Origin of the sequence: Shewanella sp. SG41-4, assembly GCF_014164505.1 — a bacterium.
In the GTDB taxonomy this organism is placed as follows: domain Bacteria; phylum Pseudomonadota; class Gammaproteobacteria; order Enterobacterales; family Shewanellaceae; genus Shewanella.
Genome location: NZ_JACJFI010000801.1, coordinates 1 through 220, shown reverse-complemented (window position 1 = coordinate 220; position 220 = coordinate 1). Strand labels below are relative to the sequence as shown.

Genomic DNA, 220 nt, shown 5'->3' with positions numbered 1-220 from the left:
GGTCAGAGTGGACTTGAACCACCGACCTCACCCTTATCAGGGGTGCGCTCTAACCAGCTGAGCTACAGACCCAACGTAATTTCTCTTTCTTCTATCAAGTAATCTGTGTGAACACTCACATGCATTTCTGCACTTTAGGTATTGAGTTAGTCGTATAGGTAAGGAGGTGATCCAGCCCCAGGTTCCCCTAGGGCTACCTTGTTACGACTTCACCCCAGTC

General features: G+C 49.1%; 1 rRNA gene. It reads right to left on the bottom strand.

What is annotated here, in order from left to right:
• Positions 1-159: 159 nt before the first annotated feature.
• A 16S ribosomal RNA gene (locus tag H5202_RS23880) occupies positions 160-220 on the bottom strand; the annotation flags it as partial.